Origin of the sequence: Cereibacter azotoformans, from assembly GCF_021391315.1 — a bacterium.
Lineage (GTDB): Bacteria > Pseudomonadota > Alphaproteobacteria > Rhodobacterales > Rhodobacteraceae > Cereibacter_A > Cereibacter_A azotoformans.
In genome coordinates this window covers 280243-296070 of the sequence record NZ_CP090021.1, presented here as the reverse complement: position 1 = coordinate 296070, position 15828 = coordinate 280243, and the positions used below count along the sequence as shown (strand labels likewise).

Here is a 15828-nt window from a genome sequence, read left to right as displayed (position 1 = left end):
GCGACAAGCCCCGAATCCGGTTGAAAGGGAGCGGTAGGGACACTATTTTGCGCCGCACATTTGTTAACCGCACAAGGAACGCCACCATAGCCCGCAGACCCCACAACGCCCCGCCGCAACGTGAAACGGGCCCCCGTGTCAACGAGCGCATCCGCTGCCCCGAGATCCGTCTGATCGGCGCCAATGGCGAGAACATCGGGATCGTCACCCCCTCGCGCGCCATGTCGATGGCCGAAGAGGCGGGGCTTGATCTCGTCGAGATCTCGCCGAACGCGGAACCGCCGGTCTGCAAGATCATGGACTTCGGCAAGTTCAAGTACGAGCAGCAGAAACGCGAGGCCGAGGCCCGCAAGAAGCAGCACATCATCGAGATCAAGGAGATCAAGTTCCGCCCCGGGACCGATACCCACGATTTCGACGTGAAGATGCGCTCGGTGCTGAAGTTCCTCGGCGAGGGCGACAAGGTGAAGGTCACCCTGCGCTTCCGCGGCCGCGAGATGGCGCACCAGGAACTCGGGCTCGAGCTTCTGAACCGGGTCGCCGCGCAGGTGTCGGAGGCCGAGGTCGGCAAGGTCGAGGCCATGCCGAAGCTCGAAGGCCGTCAGATGGTGATGATGATCGCCCCGAAGTAAGGGCGCCTCGCACGGCGGAACAGGGGGGCCATCGGCCCCCTTTTTCAGGTCCGCTCCCGCCGTTCGCGCGGTTGCGGGCGCAGCGGTATCTCCTTCAGAAGCCCGCCCACGCCCATCGCGGCGATGGCCTCGTCATCGACCTCGAGCCCGCAGGCGAGCCGTTCCAGCACCCAGTCCGCGCCGTTCAGCGCCGGGGATCGGGCGCAGCCGGGCAGGCCGATCACCGGACGGGCGTCGAAGCTGCCGTGGAACAGCAGGTTCCCCGGATCGACCGGCATCCCGAACCGGGCCACCCGGCCGCCCGCCTGCCGCAGCGCCTCCGGCGCGGTGTCGTGGAGGTCGGAGGTGGCCGAGCCGGTCAGGATGAGCAGCATCTCGCCCGGCAGGCGCCGAAGGGCGTCGGCCATGGCGCCCGCCTCGTGGGGCGTCACCTCGCAGGCCAGAAGCTCCATCCCCAGCGCCGACAGCCGCTTTTCGACCGAACGGCGGCCCTTGGAGGTCAGCTTCGCCTCCTGCCCCGGCACCTCGGTGCAAAGCAGCCCTGCGCTCCGTCGTACGACGGGCAGGATGCGGATCGCGGCCCGCGCCAGCGCCTCGGCGCGCGCCAGCTCCGCCTCCTCCACCGCATAGGCGATGATCTTCACCGTGCCGACCAGCATTCCCGGCTCGACCCGCGTGAGCGGCGCGAGCGTGGCCAGCGTCAGGGCCGGATCGATCCGGTTGAGCGCATGGATGCGCGGGGCGTCGAGGGCCACCAGCCCCGGCGCCGTGGCGTTCAGGTTCACCCGCCCCGTGAAGGCCGCCGAACGGCCCAAGCGTGCCCCGGCCTCGTCGGGCACCAGCGCCGCGGCAAGACGCGCGGCGGCGGCATCCTCGGGCACATCCCCGGCCCCCAGTCGCGCCACCGTCACCTCGGTCACCTGTGCCGCCCGAAGCCGCGCGAGTTCGGCCGGCCCCAGCACGAGACCCTTGCGCAGCCGCCCCTCGGGCAGGACGAGCGAGTGGGCGAGGATCGACCCCTCGGCCTCGTCCAGCGGAACCGGGCCGAACCGCATCAGCCCCGCCTCAGCCGCTCGGTGATCTGGGCGAGGATCGAGACCGCGATCTCGGCCGGGCTGCGCGCGCCGATGTCGAGCCCGACGGGCGCATGGATCCGGGCGATCTGGTCCTCGGACACTCCGGCCTCCCGCAGCCGGTCCAGGCGCCGGGCATGGGTGCGGGGCGAGCCGAGGCATCCGAGGTAGAAGGCCGGCGTGGCGAAGGTGGCGAGGATGGCCGGATCGTCGAGCTTTGGATCGTGCGTCAGCGTCACCACCGCCGTGCGGGCATCCGGCTCAAGGCGGGCAAGCGCCTCGTCCGGCCAATCCTCGAGGATCGTTTCGCCGGGGAACCGCGCGGCAGAGCCGAAGGCGCTGCGCGGGTCGATGAGGGTCGGCTCGAAGCCGGCGATCCGGGCCATCGCCAGCAGCGGCTGGGCGATGTGGACCGCGCCCACCACGACCATTCGCAAGGGCGGGTTGTGGATGCCGATGAACCAGCCATCCTCCTCGAGACCCGAGCGGTCCGCGCGCAGGCGCGTGGCCACGCGGGCCTCCTCGGGCCCCGCCAGCCGATGCGCGCCACTCTCGGGATGCACCAGCAGCGCGATCGGCCGCCGGGCCGCGCGCGCCGCCACGAGATCGGCCAGCAGCGCCTCGGGCAGGGCCGTGCCGATGGGTTCGACCAGCACGCGGATCGTGCCGCCGCAGGCGAGGCCCACGGCAAAGGCCTCGTCGTCCGACACGCCAAACGTCATCAACCGCGAGCGGCCGTCCGCGCGTGCGGCGGCGGCTTCGGCAATGACCGCCCCCTCGACACAGCCGCCCGAGACCGAGCCCATCATCGCGCCGTCCCCGGCCACCACAAGCTGGCTGCCCGCAGGGCGCGGAGCCGAGCCCCAGGTCTCGATCACGGTCGCGAGGACGGCCCCCCTGCCCGCGCGGTGCCAGTCGAGGGCGGTTTCCGGAATGTCATCATGGCCGGTCAAGAGCATCTCCCGTCGCTTGCAGGGATCATGCGACGGCCGATGCGGGGGCCGCCACTGCCAAAAGGTGGCATGGCGGCCCCACGTCCCGTCAGTTCGAGGCGGTCCGCATCAGCGGCGTGATCAGGCGCACCGCCACGCGCCGGTTGCGCTGCTCCGGCCCGTCGGTGTCGATCCGCAGATCGCCTTCGCCGTAGCCCTGGACCACCATGTTCTCCGGGGGAACGTCGAAATACTCGGACAGCGCCAGCGCCACCGATTCGGCCCGCCGGTCCGAGAGCGCGAGGTTCGAGGCCTCATCGCCCACGGCATCGGTATGGCCCTCGATGAGGAAGACCTCGCCCGGACGCTCGGCCACCATGTCGGCGATGGTCTGCCCGAGCACGGCAAGCCGTTCCGCCTGGCCCGGATCAATGGCAGCCGAGCCGGTCGCAAAGGTGATCTGGTCCACGTCGATGGCCGGGGCCAGAGCCCGGACCTCACGGTATTCCCGGATCTGGCGCAGGCTGTAGGTCCGGTCGAGGGTCCGGCTCCGGGCCTGTTCCAGCGCCTGCCGCAGTTCGCGCCCGTTCGTGGTCTCGACGAAACTGAAGCCCGGCGCAGGCTCGGGCAGGCGCGAGACATCCACCCGCTCCACCGGAGCCAGATCGTCGATCAGCCGGACCTCGCGGCCGTCGCGGTCGATCGCGGTCCGGCGCAGCACCCGGCCGGCCCCATCGCGGATAGTGACGATCTGCGTTCCGTCGGCGCGCGTCACGACCGCCCGGGTCGAGCCGTCATCGAAGCTCTGGGTCACGACCTCGGACCCCGGCCGGCGGAGCAGCGTGTCATCGTCCTTCAGCACCGAATAGGTGCCATCCGAACGCTGCACCACGACCCGGTCTCCGCTGTTGGACACCACCTCGTCGCGGTTGTTGAGCATCGCCCCCACCGCAAGGCCACCCAGCGCAAGCAGGCCGAACTTCTCGAAGTTCGACAATCCGCTGTCGCGGTCGCTCTCGCTGTCACTCCTCTCCCGGCTGCCATCCAGCAGCGTCCGGAACTCCTCGTCGCTCGAACGGCTGTTGTCTTCGGTGATCTCCTCGGCCCGACCGGCGGCCTCACGCGCCTCGCCGGCGGCATCGCCGGCATCATCGGCAGAGGCCGCGGCCGCGGCAACGGCCCCGGCACCGGCTTCCTCGCTTTCGAGGATGCGCGACAGGAGGCTGCGCGCCTCTTCCTGATCGGCCGGAGAGCGTTCCGCCTCCTCGGTCTCGGCGGTCGTCTGATCGGACTCGGCGGCCGCGTCCTCGTCCGCCTCCGTGCGGGCCGCTTCGGCCTCACCGTCAGCCTGCGCACCGGCACGGTCCGCGCCGCCCCCCGTGGCGTCGCCGTCGTCTTGGGTCGCGGCCCGGTCCGCTTCGGCCCCAGGCGCTCCGTCCTCGAGGTCTGCGGCTTCGGCCTCACCGTCCGGCTGCCCGGCGCCCTCGACCTCGCCTTCGGCCTCCGACGACGCTCCGGTCTCCGGCGCGGTTTCGGCAGCACCATCATCCTCGCCGGCCGCGGTCGCTCCCGCCGTGGCGGCGGCACCGTCCTGACCTTCGTCCGGCGCAGCATCGACCGGAGGCTCGGCATCCGCCTCGAGACGGCGGCGAAGCTCGTCCGCATCCGGCGCAGCCTCTCGCTCGACCGCACGCTCCTGATCGGGCTCGCCCGTGGGTTCGGCGTCGACCGCCGCATCCTCAGGCGCATCCGGACTGCGCGCCGCGCCCTCAGCGGGCGGCGCCTCTTCCCCTGCCTGTTCGGCTTCGGCCGGACCCGCCTCTTCCCCCGCCGGAGCCGCTTCCTCCGGGCCGTTCAGGATACGGCTGATGCCCGAGCGTTCGGTTTCGGCTTCCGCCTCGGCCCCCTCCGCCTCAGCCCCGTCCGGTTCGGCCGCTACCGGCCGGTCTGCGGCATCCGAATCCGGCGCTGGCTCGACGGGCCGGGCAGCCTGCCCGGCGGGCTCGTCCGCCGTATCGACTGCGGCCCCGGCAGGCTCTGCAGCGTCGGCCTGCCCTGTCGCTTCAGCGTCAGCGGGCGGCGCTTCCTCGGCCGCGGCCGCAGGTTCGGCCTCCCCCTCGGCGTCTGGCGCAGGTTCGGCGCCGGCTGCGGCCCCCTCCTCGGCCGCAGGGGCATCGGGTTCGCCTTCGTCGGCCCCATCCTCGGGGGCATCCTGCCCGGCCGGCGCCTCGCCATCCTCGGCAGGCTCCAGCCCCGGCGGGCAATCCTCGGGATTGGCAGCGCAGCGCGCGGCTGCATCTTCCTGCGCGACGAGCGGCAGCGGCTGAAACGTCGAGAGCGCCACCGAAAGGGCGGCCGTTGTGGTCAAAAGACGGCTCTTCATCGGAAATTCCTTTCATTCCTGATCCGGCGGGCAACGCCCGGACCGTTCCTGCTGCAGAAAAACCTTGATCCTGTCGTTTCGTTCCCGAGCCACCTCAACAGGCGCGGCTTGTTCCCGTGCCTGGCCACCACCTTGCACCACCGGCCGTCGCAGCCATGAAAAAAGCCGCCGCTCTTGCCGAGCGGCGGCTTTCCTGACGCACTCTGCCGATTATTGCACGGGAACCGCGCCCTGCGAATCGTCCGTCCCGTCGGGCTGCTCGGTGCCCGGAACCGTCGGAGCGTTGCCGTCGGTCACCACGCCACCGCCCGTGGACGACGGATCAACCGGAGCCGCCGACTGCGAGTCGTCCGTGCCGCCGGGCGTCTCGGCGCCCGGAACCATCGGCGTCATCTCGGTATTGCCCGAGACACCTCCGCCGGTCGAGCTGGTCGGATCGACCGGAGGCGCGGCCGTGGAATCATCCGTGCCGTCCGGGGACTCGGCGCCCGGCACCGAAGCGGCACCCGGCGGGCAGGTCACGGTGGCGGAGGGAATGCAGTCCTCCGTGGTCGTGGTCTGCGCGGCGGCGGCCAGCGGCTGAAGCGCGAAAAGGCCAAGCGACAGGGCGGCGGTCGTCTGGAGCAGTCTGAAGCTCATCGTCGTTCCTTTCTGTCCATGATCCCGGCCTGTGGGACCCGGATCTGCATGGCGCCTCAACAGGCAGGGGACCGGAGCGTTCCAAGCGCGCCGACCGGGCTGGATAACAGATGTGTGAAAACCGCCGGACCCGCAGGCCTGTCAGCGCCGCGAGAGCGCCTCGGCCAGAGCTTCGAGCGAGGCCACCGAATGGGCCGCACGCAGACTGTCCACATGGGGCAGCATGGCGCGGATGCCGCCCGCCCGCGGGGCAAAACCCTCCCAACGCAGGAGCGGGTTGAGCCAGATGAGCCGCCGGGCCGAGAGATGCAGACGCTCCATCTCGCGGGCAAGCGCCACAGGGTCGCCGCGGTCGAGCCCGTCGGTGATCAGAAGCACCACCGCCCCCTGCCCCAGTACCCGGCGCGACCAATCCCGGTTGAAGACGTGGAGGCAGTCGCCGATCCGTGTCCCGCCGGACCAGTCCTGCGCCTCGGCCCCCGCAGCCGCCAGCGCGGCATCCACGTCCCGGCGGCGCAGGTGGCGCGTGATGTCGGTAAGCCGCGTGCCGAAGGTGAAGGCATGGACCCGCGCCCAGCCCTGCCCCTTTCGGTTGGCGACTGCGTGAATGAAGTGGAGAACCAGCCGCGAATAGCGCGACATGGACCCGGAGATGTCGCAGAGCACCACGAGGTTCGGCCAGCGCAGCGCCCGACGGCGGCGGGCGAGCGCGGGGATCTCGCCGCCCTGCCGCAGCGCCCGCACCAGCGTCCGGCGCAGATCGACCCGCGGCCCGCCCGCGGCGGCAACCAGACGCCGCGAGCGGATCGGCGGCACCGGCAGCGACAGCCGCGCGAGCATGCGCCGGGCCTCGTCCATCTCGGCTGTGGACATCTGCTCGAAATCGAGCCGCTTCAGCCGCTCCTGCTCCGAGGCGGTTTCGGCGGCGTCGATCTCGATGAGGCTGCCTTCGGGCTCGGGCGCGGCGCGCTCGGGTCGCGGAGCGCCATCGAGCAGCGCCTCGGCCGCGCGCTTCTCGGCGGGATCGGGCGGTCGATCCTCGGGCGCGGCGCGCAGCTGCGGCAGGAGGAGGCTCATCATCTGCTCGAGGAACTGCGGGTCGCGCCAGAAGAGGCGGAAGACCTGCGCGAAGGTGGCACGATGCTCGGGGCGCGAGACGAAGCAGGCGTGGAGCGTCCAGTAGAAATCCTCGCGCGAGGTGAAGCCGGTGGCCTCGACGGCGCGGACGGCATCGGCCACGCGGCCCGAGCCGATGGGCAGGCCCGCCTTGCGAAGCGCGCGGGCGAACCACAGGATGTTGCGGGTGAGGCTGCCGTCGGAGGGGGCCTGGAGTTCCATCGCTCAGGCCCGGTGGAGCGGGCGCCGGGGGGCTGTCTGCCCCCCGCGCCTCCGGCCGGGGCCGGAGGCCCCCCCGAGGATATTTGGGCCAGACTGAAAGAGGCTCATGCCGGTGCGAGGTCGCGGCGGGCCTCGTCCAGAAGGCGGCGCGCCTCGGAGCCCTGGATCTTCTGGATGTCGTCCTGATATTTCAGGAGCGCGCCCAGCGTGTCGGCGATGAGTTCGGGCGAGAGTTCGATCACGTCGAGCGCGAGCAGGCATTTGGCCCAGTCGATCGTCTCGGCCACGCCGGGGCGCTTGAAGAGATCCTCGCGGCGCAGGCGCTGGACGAAGGCCACGATCTCGCGGCTGAGCGCCTCCTGCGCTTCGGGCGCGCGGGCGGCGAGGATGCGGGCCTCGCGCGGGAAATCGGGGTAGTCCACCCAATGATAGAGGCAGCGGCGCTTGAGCGCGTCATGCACCTCGCGCGTCCGGTTCGAGGTGAGGATCACGATGGGCGGTTCGGGGGCCCGGATGGTGCCAAGCTCGGGGATCGTGACCTGGAAATCCGAGAGCGCCTCGAGCAGGAAGGCCTCGAAGGGCTCGTCGGTGCGGTCAAGCTCGTCGATGAGCAGGACGGGGGCGCCCCCGGGCTGGGGACGCATGGCCTGCAGGAGCGGGCGCTCGATCAGATAGTCCTCGGTGAAGAGCTCGGTGCGCAGGCTGTCGCGGTCGGCCGCACCCGACGCCTCGGCGGCGCGGATCGCGATCATCTGGGCGGCAAAGTTCCAGTCGGCCACGGCGGAAGCCGCGTCGAGGCCCTCGTAGCACTGAAGCCGGATCAGGCGGCGGCCCAGCGCGGCGGCGAGCGCCTTGGCGATCTCGGTCTTGCCGGTGCCGGCCTCGCCCTCGAGAAAGAGCGGACGGCCGAGCCTGAGGGCCAGGAACACGACCGTGGCGAGGGCCCGGTCGCTCACATAGCCCTGCTCGGCCAGAAGGGCGGCGGCGGCGTCGATCGAGGCGGGGAGAGGATGGGTCAAGACGGCACTCCGGTTGCAGGCGCGAGGTTGGCCGAGGTGGCCCGGAGCGGTCAAGCGCCGGCCGCGGCTCTGCGACCAAGGTGGGGGCGCGGCCGATCGGAAGCGGGCGGAGGGCGGAGCCTCCTGCACCCGAGCCCGCAGGGAGGTGTGCGCCGCCGGCGCGTCAGGGCCCTCAGGCCAGGCTGTCCTGTCCGGGAGGGGCAAGCGCCGCATGGGCCGCGGCGGCGGCCTCGTCATAGGCGGCGGCAAGCACGGGATCCGTGGCGCGGCAGGCTTGGGCCACTCGATCCGCGCGGGACAGATAGGCCGCCAGCGCCTCTGGGTCCCACTCTCCCGGCCCGCTGGAGGTGAGGGCCGCGAGGTTCGACGCCTTGTCGGCGAGCCGCAGGCGTTGCGCGGACGGTGAGAGGCCGCGGGCGTCCTCCTCCGGCGGATCGGTCACCTCGGCCACCAGCCGCGCCACCTCGGGCCCGAAGAGCGCCTCGATCTGCTCCTGCGTGGCGCCGGCCTTCTCGACCGTGTCGTGCAGCAGGGCCGCGAGCACCAGCACCTCGTCGGCTGCGGGACTGCGGGCCACCCGAAGCGCCACATCGATCGGGTGGTTGATGTAGGGATGGGCGGCATGGCCCTTCTGCCGCGCGCCGGCGTGCAGGCGCGCGGCGAAGGCGCAGGCTTCGAGCAGTCTCTGCATGGCGTCTCCTTTCGAGGGGCGAACGTGCGGCGGGGCCGCACGTTCCCGGGGATCGACTCACTGGAAAAGGTGCGTCCTTTGCAGTAGGCGGCAGGCATGACCCAGAGCCTCACAATCCGCCGCCCCGACGACTGGCACCTCCACCTGCGCGACGGCGCAATGCTGGAGGGGGTGCTGCCCGAAACCACCCGGCATTTCGCCCGCGCCATCGTGATGCCGAACCTCGTGCCGCCGGTGGTGACGGGCGCCGAGGCCGCGGCCTACCGCGAGCGCATCATGGCCGCCCTGCCCGCGGGCGCCCGGTTCGAGCCGCTGATGGTGCTCTATCTGACCGAGACGACCGATCCGGCGGACGTGCGCGCCGCGGCGGCCTCGGGGCTGGTCAAGGCGGTCAAGCTTTACCCGGCGGGGGCCACGACCAACTCGGCCTCGGGGGTGCGCGACTTCGACCGGGTGCGCGGCGTGCTGGAGACGATGGCCGAGATCGGTCTGCCGCTCTGCGTGCATGGCGAGGTGACGGATCCGGCGGTGGACATCTTCGACCGCGAGGCGGTGTTCCTCGAGCGGGTGCTCGAGCCGATCCGGCGCGCGACGCCGGGGCTGCGGGTGGTGCTGGAGCATGTCACGACGCGGGAGGGGCTCGATTATGTGCGCGGCGGCGGGCCGGACATGGCGGGCACGCTGACGACGCATCACCTGATCATCAACCGCAACCACATCCTCGCGGGCGGCATCCGGCCGCACTACTACTGCCTGCCGGTGGCGAAGCGCGAAACGCACCGGCTGGCGCTGCGTGAGGCGGCAACGGGCGGCGAGGGGTGCTTCTTCCTCGGCACCGACAGCGCCCCCCATGCGGACGCCGCCAAGGAATCCGCCTGCGGCTGCGCGGGCTGCTTCACGGCGACCAACACGCTCTCGATCCTGGCCCATGTGTTCGAGGAGGAAGGCGCGCTCGACCGGCTGGAGGGCTTCGTCGCGCTCAATGGTCCAGCCTTCTACCGCCTGCCGCCGAACGAGGAGCGGATCACGCTGCGCAAGGGCGAACCGCTCGTGCTGCCCGCGCGGATCGAGACCGGCGCCGGCCCCGTGACGCTTTTCGATCCCGGCTTTCCGCTGCTGTGGCACGTCGAGAGCTGACCCCCTTCCCGCCCCCGGCGGGCCCCCGATGAAAGGACGATCCCGATGATCCCCACCTCCTTCCCGCCCCGCGAGGAGATCGCGCGCCTGACCGCGCGGATGCTGCTCGAGATCCAGGCGGTGCATTTCCGCCCGCACGAGCCCTTCACCCTCGCCTCGGGCCTGCCCTCGCCCACCTACATCGACTGCCGCAAGCTGATCTCCTATCCGCGCATCCGCTCGACGCTGATGGACTTCCTGACCGTCACGCTGTTGCGCGACGCCGGCTTCGAGGCCTTCGACAATGTGGCGGGCGGCGAAACCGCGGGCATCCCCTTCGCGGCGATGATGGCCGAGCGGCTGGCCCTGCCGATGACCTACGTCCGCAAGAAGCCCAAGGGCTACGGTCGCAACGCCCGGATCGAGGGCGTGATGACGGAAGGCCAGCGCGTGCTGCTGGTCGAGGATCTGACCACGGACGGCGGGTCGAAACTGTCCTTCGTCGATGCGATCCGCGACACGGGGGCAACCTGCGCCCACACCGCGGTGATCTTCTATTACGGCATCTTCCCCGAGACGATCGGGCGGCTTCAGGCCCACGGCGTCACGCTGCACCATCTGTGCACCTGGTGGGACGTGCTGGCGGAGGCGCGGGCCTCGGATGCGTTTGATGCCGGCACGCTGGCCGAGGTCGAGTGCTTCCTGTCGAACCCGCGGGACTGGCAGGACGCGCGGAAACCAGCCGATCCGGCCGCCGGTCTCTGACCGGCCGCCGGAACCCGTCTGGGGACGAATCCGCCCCGCGCGCCGGGGGCAAGCCACCGGCTGCGTTTTCCGGCTGCACCTTCCGCGAGATATGGTAGGCTTCGGGGGCGCGGAAACGATCCACAACCTTTCCACAGGGTCCGGGCCGGTTCGCCCCCAGGACTATACCCTCTGCCCGGCGCCGCCGTTCGGGGGTATCAGGTGGCACCGCGCATCCAAGGGCGCCCGCTGAAGGTGGCGCCCGCAAACGAGAGCAGAGGGCAGATCCGTGAACGAGGTCAGGGCGCTACGCGAGTCGCAGCCGGAGAAGACTCCGGAAGTTCTTCCCCACAACATCGAGGCCGAGCAGCAGTTGCTTGGCGCGATCCTGACCAACAACGACATCTTCGACCGCATTGCCTCGGTGATACGGGCCGAGCATTTCTTCGATCCCGTCCACCAGCGGATCTTCGAAATCGCGGCGGCGCGGATCCAGAAGAACGCGCTCGCCTCGCCCGTCACGCTCAAGGCGTTTCTGGAAGAGGATGCGGGGCTCAAGGAATTGGGCGGGCCGGCCTATCTGGTGCGGCTGGCCGGTGCGGCGATCTCGGCCTTTGCCGCGCGCGATTATGCACAGATGATCTATGACCTCGCGGTGCGGCGCGAGCTGATCGGGCTGGGGCGCGACATCGCCGCCAAGGCCGCGCGGGTCGATGTGGCCTCGGAGCCGAAGGAGCAGATCGTCGAGGCCGAGCAGAAGCTCTACCGGCTGGGCGAGCAGGGCCATGCCGAGCGTGGCTTCCAGAGCTTCCTCAAGGCGGTGACCGATGCGGTGAACGTGGCCAACGCCGCCTACCAGCGCGACGGGGGTCTCGCGGGCATCTCGACGGGCCTCGCCGATCTCGACAAGAAGCTGGGCGGGCTGCATCCGTCGGACCTTCTGATCCTCGCGGGCCGGCCCTCGATGGGCAAGACCTCGCTGGCCACGAACATCGCCTTCAACATCGCCAAGGCCTTCCGGCGCGGCCGGCTGCCGGACGGGACCGAAGGGGCGGTCGAGGGCGGCGTGGTGGGCTTCTTCAGCCTCGAGATGAGCGCCGAGCAACTGGCGGCGCGGATCCTGTCGGAGGCGGCCGAGGTGCCTTCGGAACAGATCCGCCGCGGCGACATGACCGAGGCCGAGTTCCGCCGCTTCGTCGAGGCCGCGAAGGCGCTGGAGGCCTGCCCGCTTTACATCGACGACACGCCGGCCTTGCCAATCAGCCAGGTCGCGGCGCGGGCGCGCCGGCTGAAGCGGACCCATGGGCTTGACGTGCTGATGGTGGACTATCTGCAACTGCTGAAGGGCTCGGGCGGGTCGCGCGACAACCGGGTGCAGGAAGTGTCCGAGATCACGCAAGGTCTGAAGGCGATCGCCAAGGAGCTGAACATCCCGGTCGTGGCGCTGTCGCAGCTGTCGCGGAGCGTGGAAAGCCGCGACGACAAGCGGCCGCAGCTGTCGGACCTGCGCGAGTCGGGCTCGATCGAGCAGGACGCCGACGTGGTCATGTTCGTCTTTCGCGAGGAATATTACCGCGAGCGCGAGAAGCCGGGCGACCACGAGATGGAGAAGATGGCCCAGTGGCAGGCCATCATGGAGCAGGTGCACGGCAAGGCCGAGGTCATCATCGGCAAGCAGCGTCACGGGCCGATCGGCTCGGTGGAACTGAGCTTCGAGGGCCGCTTTACCCGGTTCGGAAATCTGGTCCGGCCCTGGCAGCAGGGGATCGACGCTTACTGACGCTCCGGGAGGTGCCGGCTCGGGGGGCATCGAGCCCCCGCTCGCCGGTGCTGCCGCGGAGGACGGCCACGGGCGGCCTGCGAACGCTGCGCCGGGGCCGTGGGCCTCCGGCGGGGATATTTGCGCCAGAATGAAGTGGCCGGGTGGTGCGGGCCCGTCAGTAGCCCGCCGCCTTGCGCAGCATGTTCAGCGCCACGATCATGATGAAGACGGCGAAGACCCGCTTGAGGGGCTTGGGGTCCATCGCATGCGCGAGCCGCACGCCGAGCGGCGCCGTCAGGAGCGTCATGGCGATGGTGATGCCGAAGGCCGGCAGGTTCACGGATCCCACCGTCCAGGGCGGGGCGGCATCGGTGGGCGTGAGCAGGAAAAGCAGGGCGGACGGCAGGGCGATGATCACGCCGAAGCCTGCGGCCGTGGCGACCGCCCGGTGGATGGGCACGTTGAAGAGGCTCATGAGCGGGACGCCGAAGGTGCCTCCGCCGATCCCCATGAGCACCGAGAGAAAGCCCATTCCGATGCCGGTGGCGCCGCGCGCCGCACCGCGCGGCATGCGCTCGCCAAGGCGCCAGCTGGCCTTTCCAAAGGCCATGTAGAGGCCGACCGCCACGCCGACGGTGCCGAAGATCGCCTGAAGCACGCCGGAGCGAAGGCCGGAGGCGGCGAGCGTGCCCGCGACCGCGCCCAGCGCGATCCAGGGCCCCCACTGGCGCAGGATGCCGAGATCGACGGCGCCCTTGCCGTGATGGGCATGAACCGACCGCAAGGAGGTCACGATGATCGTGGCGAGCGACGTGGCGAGGCAGACGCGCATCAAGGCCGGGCCGCCATGGCCCAGCGTCTCGAAGGCATAGAGATAGGCCGGCACGAGGATCAGGCCGCCGCCCACGCCAAGCAGCCCGGCGATGATGCCGGCGAAGGCGCCGATGGCGAGGAGGAGCGCCAGCATCGGCAGCAGGAGCGAGGGATCCGGCATGTCAGCCCTTTCGCAAGGAAGGCCCCCGCCATAGCGCCAGAACCCCCCGATGGCCAGAGGCGCGGAGGGTCAGAGGCGCGGAGGGTCAGGCCGCCCGCGGCCGCACCGCCTCGAGCGCCTCGTCGAAGAGATCCAGTCCCGCCCCGGGCCGCGAGGCGCCCTCGGACAGGATGCGGCGCCAGTGGCGCGCTCCGGGGCGGCCGGAGAACAGACCCAGCATGTGCCGCGTGATCTGGTGAAGACGTCCGCCCGCCGCCAGATGTTCGGCGATGTAGGGCCGCATGTCGGCCAGCACCCGGTCGAGATCCCGCGGCGGCTCGCAGCCCCAGAGCCTGTCGGCCCCGATCAGCAGTTCGGGCTCGTTGTAGGCGGCGCGCCCGATCATCACCCCGTCCAGCCCCTGCGCAAGCAACTCCTCGGCCTGCGAGAGGGTCGCCACGCCCCCGTTGAGGCAGATGGTCAGTTCGGGGAAGCGCCGCTTCATGGCGATCACCAGCGGATAGTCGAGCGGCGGGATCTCGCGGTTCTCGCGCGGGCTGAGGCCCTGGAGCCAGGCCTTGCGGGCATGGATCACGAAGTGGCGGACGCCGGCGGCGGCCACGGTTTCGAGGAAGGCGGGCAGGATCTCGGACGGCTCCTGCTCGTCCACGCCGATCCGGCACTTGACCGTGACGGGCACCGGGCTTTCCGCAATCATGGCGGCCACGCAGTCGGCCACCAGGGCCGGGCGCTCCATCAGCACGGCGCCGAAGCAGCCGGACTGGACCCGGTCGGACGGGCAGCCGACGTTGAGATTGATCTCGTCGTGACCATGGGGCGCTGCCACCCGCACCGCCTGCGCAAGCTCGGCCGGGTCGGAGCCGCCGAGTTGCAGGGCCACCGGATGCTCGGCGGGCGAGAAGCCGAGCAGGCGCTCACGCGGGCCATGGATGACGGCCGGAGCCGTCACCATCTCGGTGTAGAGCATCGCGCGCCGGGTCATGAGTCTGTGGAAGAACCGGCAGTGCCGGTCCGTCCAGTCCAGCATCGGGGCAATGGAAAGACGGTGGCTGCCGTAAACCGTTGATTTCTCGTCTATCTCGTTCTGATTCAACGACTTCTCCACAGCTCATCTCGCCCCGTTTGCAGTCCGTAACTGCGCATTTCCGCCCGTTTTTGCCAGGGTCGGCCTACAATGTAGTCCCGACGAAGGTATTGTAGTTCCGTGATCCGCAAGCATGTGAAGAAGGACGGTTCCGCTTCCTATACCGCTCAAGTCAGGATCAAGCGAGGCGGAAAGGCCTCCTGCGTCGAGCGGCACGTCAAGTGGTTCGATGCCAGGCGGAGGAGCAGGTACCGGGTTTTGTTGCGCCGCGGCAGGCTCGCCCTCGCCGGCAAGGTGCTCGGCAGCCCTAAGGACATAGCGCCCTGCGGAGCGTCGAGGACCTGCGGATGGCCAGAGCGATCGACGTCCGGCGCTATGACAAGCGCACCCGCGTCCAGGAGGACCTGCACCGCTTTCAGCAGCATATCGCGGCTTGCCTTGTTCCACGGATCCGGCAGCGACCCACGGTTCTCATGGACGCCGGCCTTGCCGGTTCGGGAGAACGGCGCGCCCATGTCAGCGGCCTCAACCAGCGCCTCCAGCAAGAGGAAGTGCTCCCCATCAACCTGCACACCGGCGGCCCGGCCGTCATCAGTGACCTCCACCAGAACCGGTGATTCCTCATCCCGAAGGTAAAGGTGGATGGAGCTGTCGTGTTTGTAGTTCGCCTTGACGACAGCCCCGCTGACCAGCATGCCGCGCTTGTAGGTCAGGCCGAGTTTCTTGCAGGCCTTCTCGGCCTCATTCTCGGGGGTAGCCCAGAGAGCGCAAGCCACGCGGGAACCGTCCACGATGGCGCTGTTGCCCTTGATGAGGCTCCGCGCATGTCTTGTGGAAAACTGGTGTTCCGCTAAGCCTCTACCTGCAACTTGCCGATGGTCAGATCGCCGACCTGGAAGTGGTTTCTAGAGCGTCGATTGAATTCGCCACTGCCATGCGGGAGATGGCTGAGTTCGTCGACGGTGGACTGGAGACGGTGGACTGGAACTGAAGATCGGAATACAGAACACCGCAGAAGGCAGCCTGCGGCTGAACACCTTGGTCAAGGTCGTCTTGCCGCCCTCGCCTCGCCGAAGGTGCGCGCCGTCTTCGCCGACTATCACGAGAAGATCGGCCAGGACCGCCCACGCGAGGCAGACAACCGGATGACCGTGCTGTCGCTGGTGTTCAGCTATGCCGCCTCCCGAGGCACGATCAAGATGAACCCCCTGGAGGGCTTGGAGCGCCTCTACTCCGCCGACCGATCGGAGATCATCTGGACCGAGGCCGACATTCTCAAGTTCATGGCCGGCGCACCTGTCGAGCTGCAACGCGCCCTGATCCTGGCGATCCACACCGGCCAGCGATACGGCGACCTGATCCGGCTGCGCTGAGCCGACTATGACGGCGAGAACATCAGCCTCAAGCAGCGCAAGACGACC

General features: G+C 70.0%; 15 protein-coding genes. 5 read left to right on the top strand and 10 right to left on the bottom strand.

The window, feature by feature from the left end; all coding sequences use genetic code 11:
- The first annotated feature begins 47 nt into the window (after window positions 1–47).
- Window positions 48–632, top strand: coding sequence for a translation initiation factor IF-3 (gene infC / locus LV780_RS01455; RefSeq protein ID WP_011907394.1), 585 nt, complete (start codon window positions 48–50; stop codon window positions 630–632).
- Window positions 633–676: 44 nt separating this feature from the next.
- On the opposite strand, the gene LV780_RS01450 is transcribed toward infC, so the two are convergent.
- The 7 genes from LV780_RS01450 to LV780_RS01420 form a co-directional block, all read right to left on the bottom strand.
- Window positions 677–1687: a molybdopterin-binding protein gene (locus tag LV780_RS01450; protein ID WP_108220071.1), complete on the bottom strand. Its 1011-nt coding sequence runs from the start codon at window positions 1685–1687 to the stop codon at window positions 677–679.
- Window positions 1687–2658: an XdhC family protein gene (locus LV780_RS01445; RefSeq protein ID WP_108220139.1), complete on the bottom strand. Its 972-nt coding sequence runs from the start codon at window positions 2656–2658 to the stop codon at window positions 1687–1689. The genes LV780_RS01450 and LV780_RS01445 overlap by 1 nt, the downstream gene beginning before the upstream one ends.
- A gap of 88 nt (window positions 2659–2746) precedes the next feature.
- Window positions 2747–5020, bottom strand: a complete 2274-nt coding sequence (locus LV780_RS01440; RefSeq protein WP_181318439.1) for an OmpA family protein — start codon at window positions 5018–5020, stop codon at window positions 2747–2749.
- A gap of 210 nt (window positions 5021–5230) precedes the next feature.
- Complete coding sequence (locus LV780_RS01435) at window positions 5231–5659, bottom strand: hypothetical protein (RefSeq protein WP_011907390.1); 429 nt, start codon at window positions 5657–5659, stop codon at window positions 5231–5233.
- Window positions 5660–5800: 141 nt separating this feature from the next.
- A complete protein-coding gene (locus LV780_RS01430) occupies window positions 5801–6997 on the bottom strand; it encodes a vWA domain-containing protein (protein ID WP_108220070.1) in 1197 nt (398 codons plus the stop codon).
- Between the two features lie 104 nt (window positions 6998–7101).
- On the bottom strand, window positions 7102–8016 hold the full coding sequence (locus LV780_RS01425) for an AAA family ATPase (RefSeq protein ID WP_108220069.1): 915 nt from the start codon (window positions 8014–8016) through the stop codon (window positions 7102–7104).
- 172 nt (window positions 8017–8188) lie between these two features.
- Window positions 8189–8707, bottom strand: coding sequence for an HD domain-containing protein (locus LV780_RS01420; RefSeq protein WP_101342046.1), 519 nt, complete (start codon window positions 8705–8707; stop codon window positions 8189–8191).
- A gap of 96 nt (window positions 8708–8803) precedes the next feature.
- Here LV780_RS01420 and pyrC point away from each other — a divergent pair, with 96 nt between their 5' ends.
- The 3 genes from pyrC to LV780_RS01405 all read left to right on the top strand — a co-directional run bounded on the left by pyrC (window position 8804) and on the right by LV780_RS01405 (window position 12347).
- Complete coding sequence (pyrC, locus tag LV780_RS01415; RefSeq protein WP_108220068.1) at window positions 8804–9844, top strand: dihydroorotase; 1041 nt, start codon at window positions 8804–8806, stop codon at window positions 9842–9844.
- Between the two features lie 45 nt (window positions 9845–9889).
- Entirely contained in the window at window positions 9890–10588 is a 699-nt protein-coding gene (locus tag LV780_RS01410) for an orotate phosphoribosyltransferase (RefSeq protein WP_101342048.1), read from the top strand.
- A gap of 268 nt (window positions 10589–10856) precedes the next feature.
- A complete protein-coding gene (locus LV780_RS01405; RefSeq protein ID WP_011907384.1) occupies window positions 10857–12347 on the top strand; it encodes a replicative DNA helicase in 1491 nt (496 codons plus the stop codon).
- Between the two features lie 157 nt (window positions 12348–12504).
- On the opposite strand, the gene LV780_RS01400 is transcribed toward LV780_RS01405, so the two are convergent.
- From LV780_RS01400 to LV780_RS01390, 3 genes are all read right to left on the bottom strand, one after another.
- Window positions 12505–13323, bottom strand: coding sequence for a sulfite exporter TauE/SafE family protein (locus tag LV780_RS01400; RefSeq protein WP_101342049.1), 819 nt, complete (start codon window positions 13321–13323; stop codon window positions 12505–12507).
- 85 nt (window positions 13324–13408) lie between these two features.
- Window positions 13409–14350 (bottom strand): tRNA dihydrouridine(20/20a) synthase DusA, encoded by a 942-nt coding sequence (dusA, locus tag LV780_RS01395; RefSeq protein ID WP_233863971.1) that lies wholly within the window; start codon window positions 14348–14350, stop codon window positions 13409–13411.
- A gap of 224 nt (window positions 14351–14574) precedes the next feature.
- Window positions 14575–15198, bottom strand: a complete 624-nt coding sequence (locus tag LV780_RS01390) for a hypothetical protein (RefSeq protein ID WP_146172287.1) — start codon at window positions 15196–15198, stop codon at window positions 14575–14577.
- Window positions 15199–15483: 285 nt separating this feature from the next.
- Between LV780_RS01390 and LV780_RS01385 the strand changes: the two genes are divergently transcribed.
- Window positions 15484–15780, top strand: a complete 297-nt coding sequence (locus LV780_RS01385) for a site-specific integrase (RefSeq protein ID WP_052292648.1) — start codon at window positions 15484–15486, stop codon at window positions 15778–15780.
- Window positions 15781–15828: the final 48 nt, after the last annotated feature.